Genomic DNA, 4,188 nt, shown 5'->3' with positions numbered 1-4,188 from the left:
GGTTATGAATTATGTTGAGGGTTTGCTGAAAGCCTGATTGCAGAAGGCCGTAGTCGAGAGAGTTACTCATTGTCGGGGCTTGTCCCCGTACATGTTAGGAACTTGATTAGGTTTTCAATTGAAGCCCGTAACATAAATCGCATAATACGCATTTCTTTTTCGTTTAGTGAAAGAGATTGTTATAAGCTTGGGTTCATATTATTTTTTTCTACAAGGTATATGGAGTCAAGATGGGCTTTTCTTTTAGGCGTAGTGTTAAAGTTCTTCCCGGTGTAAAAGTCAATATTACTCAAAAAGGCGTATCAAGTGTTTCCTTGGGGGCTAAGGGTTCTACGGTAAACATAAAAAAAACTACTAATAAAAAAGTAGTGGACAATAGCGAATGTGTAGAGCCTGAGTCAGTTGAGACTAGTGTTCCTGAGAAGTCTCAGCTTGGCGGTGTTAGTCTTATTTTACTATGGGTAGGCATTATCTTTATACCTGTTATTTTCTCTTGGTTTTTATTACGTCCTAAGCATACAGTTTTAGAGAGAGTTATAGGTTTTTCTTGGCTTGCTCTTTATGTTGGTGCTAATTCTAGTTAACTCGGTTTTCACTGCTATACGCTTGCGTGTAGAGTGAAAAATGAGTCGCCAAGCGCCCGTGAATCTTTTTGCGTTCTCTTGGTCAATCGCGCGGCAGCTTCGGCTGCCTTTTTTATGTCTGTTATTGGGCCAGTAACGAATGACGACGAGCTAGACTTGCGAGGAGAAATGAGGAGCAGGCCAGAGCAGGGCATTTTGAATGGAGGGACCCCGTTTCGTCGGGGAGGAGCCATTCACAAATGGCTCGCTCGTGGTGAAGGTACACTATCTTTAATAGTGTACTCTTGTTTCATTTTGAAACGCCTACTGTTGAAGGATCTTTTGAAATTGGGCGTAAAAACGTTTTTTTTCTTCTTCGGAATCAAAGGTGATAGCTCCGCTGTCAGCTCTTTCTAACCAAGCCTTTGCATCGTCCTTTATCTCATCGCTTATTGATGATTGTCCTGCCAAAGATCTAATACTTTCAATGAACTCAACTTTGTCATCTAAATGATGATACAGCTCGACTAGAAACTGAGTTGTTGGAATGGAATGCATCGATTTGTCGATAAAGCTAATAAAGTCCAGTACGTCAATTTCACTTTTTGATGTTGCTTGGCCGCTGCAAATCTCTTTCTCAGTTAGCTTTAACTCTTTAGCTAACTGACTAACACGACTAGCTTTTGGCTCGTTAATACCACGCTCCCACTTACTTACAGATTGCACTGTTACACCTAAGCGTTCAGCCAAATCATCTTGTTTGATATTTAGTTCGATTCTGCGTTGTTTTAATACTATACCAATACTCATGTTTATGTCGTCCATATCAAAAAATCACCTTTAGTTTAAGTTTACACCCACTTTTGTATTGCTATTTACTCAAACATACTTTAGGTTAAGTTTAAATACACCTTAGTATCATATTTATTTCTTGACAGGTTTTTTTGAAGTGATTGACAAACTCAAAATATCGATACCATTTAAAGCAGAGTTTACTCTGACTACGCATCAGGCGAAGTCGGGTGAAGCTGTTTCTTATGTTGATATTAAGGAGTGTTCTCGTCGTGGCGTTGGTCTAGAAGCGAAAACGATCTTCTTTACAGGCGAAGTAGGGAATGATCAATATGAAGTTGCGGATTTACGCCATGCGTTCGAGTCTTTACCAACACACTTTACTGGCATGGCATTCAAAATTTACCAAGGAACACGACTTCGTTCTCCTTGCATCGAATTAAAAGCGTCACCGGCTAAAATCCTTCAAGGCCACAATGTCTATGGACAGACGTGCATTAAGGTCGGCGCTATAGAAATGTTAATGGCATTCTACAATAACTATCCGGATGTCTACGATATGTTAGATGTTCAAGCGGCCACCTTAGATGCTATCGATGCTACTTACTCGGCGCGGGTCAAAACAGAGTTGCAGGCCAAACAAGTTATCCAGCAGCTAAAAAATGTCTCTAACAAGCAGATGAGAACTGCGGTACGAAACGACCATGAAACAACCGTTTACTTCAACAAAAACTCTCGTCACTGCGACCGAAAAGCTTACCTAAAAGGTTTTGAGTTCCAAAGACAACTTAAAGACTTAAAGGCATTACAAGAGAAGGGAGACCGTTCTTATGATCGTGTTATCGATGTAATGTCTGATCCAAAATTGATCAACTACGCCAGATACTTAGTTCGCTTCGAAGCCGGAGCGCACCGCAGATACCTAGACACATTAGAAATACCCAAAAACTTATTTGACGCTATCGACTACCAAGAAAAATACGAATCTACCGGACGAAATCTTATTGCAGATATATGGAAAAAAGCGTTCACACCATTACTTGAAGCATTAGAGGGGCAACACATGAACATCTTTAATGATGAAGAAGTACATAACAAACTTAAACAAACCTACTATCGTTACACGCCTAAAGGCAATGTCTCCTATGCAAAAGCTGATAAGTTGTTCCGCTTCTATCGCTCTCTTGTCTCTGATGGTTATCAAGCGGTGTATCAGTCATTTACTTCTAGAGCTACATTCTCTCGTCAGCTCAACGCCTTATTAGCTGTAGGCTTCTCAAAAGCACAGCTTCAAAACCTGCAAGGTGATGCTAGAGACAACGTTGTTCCTCTACTTCAAGTGATTGAAATCGACTTCTCTCAGCAGCATCCAGAAGACTATGTTGAGCCTCAAGTTGGCCATATCTCCAAGATGTATGGTTACGGTGAGGACAATGTAGTTCGACTCTCTGCCTAGTTCTATGTGTGTGCCTGGTATGCGCAGCATGCTAGGCACATATATAGAACGGGTGTCTATGAAAACCAAGGGTAATCACATGTTAAAAATAGAAATCTTCAAAGAAAATGAACACATCGAAACTCGTAGTATCCCAGCTAAAGACGACAAACCCGCAAGGGAAATCTATGAACAAGTTGCTTACGCACACTTAGGGGGTAAGTTCCCAGTTGAAATGAAACTTCAGTTAGAAAAGGGGCAACCAGCTTATGTCACCGGACTTTATACCATACATCCCTCTAGCTTTATTATTAATCAGTATGGTTCTCTTGAGTTAAAACGCTTTGGCTTGCTTATTGCCCCAATCGAAGAAAAATAAAGGCTAGGGGGCATCCATGCAAAACGTCAGTGAATGCAGTTTCGCGGATTTACTAGTCCGCCCATACCGACCGATAACTGAGTCCAGTGAAGCTAAAAAGATCCTAAAACGCTGGACTGATATCGATAGAAAACGGCTTAAAAATCTCTTCCATAAAGGTCGACCTCTAGAAGAAATCGCTCTTGAGTTAGACCGAACGCTGGACTCTATAAAAGGTCAAATCAGAAACATGAGCTTAAGCCGTTGTAAAAACCTGAGCTTAAAGCAAGAGCAGCAGCTCAAGCGCGACTACTGGATACTTGGGGCTAATGGTTGTGCTAAAAAGCTGAACCGCAATCCAGCGACCATCAGTTATTACGCGAAAAAATTAGGTCTCAAGAAACAGTGTAAAGATAAATCCAATCCACCAATCCCCAGAAACTTACTACCGTATGACATGGTGAAACGTATCTCAGTGTTACAACGAGATGCACCAGACTCAAAAAACAAAGTCGAAGACGCGGTTGTGATCTTCTATGACAAAAACGGGCCATCAGCACCAATGATGGCAATGCACTTGGATGAGCTATGCGAGGCTCTTGATAATCACTTCGGCCGACGTATCGGTGTATGCGCTGGCGCATTAACTAATGGATATAGACGATGAAAGAACCAAGCTTAACGGAAATCAAACAGCGTTGTGAAATCCCAATGAATGCAAAGTTCTTGGGCTGGTTAATTTGGAATCCACTGCAAGATGACTTCTTATGGAAATACCGAGAAACACCCAACACGCTATCTAAAGAATGGGTTATCTATCCAGATATGGCGCTCAAGCTTAAGAAATATAAGAAGGCTGTGAAGCTGAAAGATGACTTAAGCTTGCGAGGCAAAGCAAGTGTAGTAGCCGCGTTCGACTGTCATCCAGAAATCCGCATTGGTAACTAACATTAAACCGTAACTTATGATGAGCGTCACTGGTGACTTGTAATAAGTGGCGCTAAATCAGCGAATTAGAATCATCTAAAAGTGCGTATTAT

Annotated in this window: 6 protein-coding genes; 5 read left to right on the top strand and 1 reads right to left on the bottom strand. The window is 41.3% G+C overall.

Annotated elements, in window-relative coordinates; translation table 11 throughout:
• Window positions 1-230: 230 nt before the first annotated feature.
• Entirely contained in the window at window positions 231-584 is a 354-nt protein-coding gene (locus BLO31_RS05995) for a DUF4236 domain-containing protein (protein ID WP_070963509.1), read from the top strand.
• Window positions 585-887: 303 nt separating this feature from the next.
• Here BLO31_RS05995 and BLO31_RS05990 read toward each other — a convergent pair whose 3' ends face one another.
• Window positions 888-1,388, bottom strand: coding sequence for a helix-turn-helix domain-containing protein (locus BLO31_RS05990; RefSeq protein ID WP_070963507.1), 501 nt, complete (start codon window positions 1,386-1,388; stop codon window positions 888-890).
• A gap of 124 nt (window positions 1,389-1,512) precedes the next feature.
• Here BLO31_RS05990 and BLO31_RS05985 point away from each other — a divergent pair, with 124 nt between their 5' ends.
• From BLO31_RS05985 to BLO31_RS05970, 4 genes are all read left to right on the top strand, one after another.
• Complete coding sequence (locus tag BLO31_RS05985) at window positions 1,513-2,811, top strand: phage/plasmid replication protein, II/X family (RefSeq protein WP_070963512.1); 1,299 nt, start codon at window positions 1,513-1,515, stop codon at window positions 2,809-2,811.
• A gap of 79 nt (window positions 2,812-2,890) precedes the next feature.
• Window positions 2,891-3,169 carry a single-stranded DNA-binding protein gene (locus BLO31_RS05980; RefSeq protein ID WP_070963511.1) on the top strand — a complete coding sequence of 93 codons (279 nt, stop codon included), beginning with the start codon at window positions 2,891-2,893 and terminating at the stop codon, window positions 3,167-3,169.
• Between the two features lie 16 nt (window positions 3,170-3,185).
• Complete coding sequence (locus BLO31_RS05975; protein ID WP_070963505.1) at window positions 3,186-3,815, top strand: gcrA cell cycle regulator family protein; 630 nt, start codon at window positions 3,186-3,188, stop codon at window positions 3,813-3,815.
• Window positions 3,812-4,096: a hypothetical protein gene (locus tag BLO31_RS05970; protein WP_070963503.1), complete on the top strand. Its 285-nt coding sequence runs from the start codon at window positions 3,812-3,814 to the stop codon at window positions 4,094-4,096. The genes BLO31_RS05975 and BLO31_RS05970 overlap by 4 nt, the downstream gene beginning before the upstream one ends.
• Window positions 4,097-4,188: the final 92 nt, after the last annotated feature.

Source organism: Vibrio sonorensis (genome assembly GCF_001854765.1).
Classification (GTDB): Bacteria; Pseudomonadota; Gammaproteobacteria; order Enterobacterales; family Vibrionaceae; genus Vibrio; species Vibrio sonorensis.
The sequence above is the reverse complement of the archived record's forward strand: the minus strand, read 5'-3'. Positions and strand labels throughout refer to the sequence as shown.

Bases quoted from the DNA above. Each gene is read 5' to 3' on its own strand.
- BLO31_RS05995 (WP_070963509.1), top strand. From the start codon at position 231: ATGGGCTTTTCTTTTAGGCGTAGTGTTAAAGTTCTTCCCGGTGTAAAA.
- BLO31_RS05990 (WP_070963507.1), bottom strand. From the start codon at position 1,388: ATGGACGACATAAACATGAGTATTGGTATAGTATTAAAACAACGCAGA.
- BLO31_RS05980 (WP_070963511.1), top strand. From the start codon at position 2,891: ATGTTAAAAATAGAAATCTTCAAAGAAAATGAACACATCGAAACTCGT.
- BLO31_RS05975 (WP_070963505.1), top strand. From the start codon at position 3,186: ATGCAAAACGTCAGTGAATGCAGTTTCGCGGATTTACTAGTCCGCCCA.
- BLO31_RS05970 (WP_070963503.1), top strand. From the start codon at position 3,812: ATGAAAGAACCAAGCTTAACGGAAATCAAACAGCGTTGTGAAATCCCA.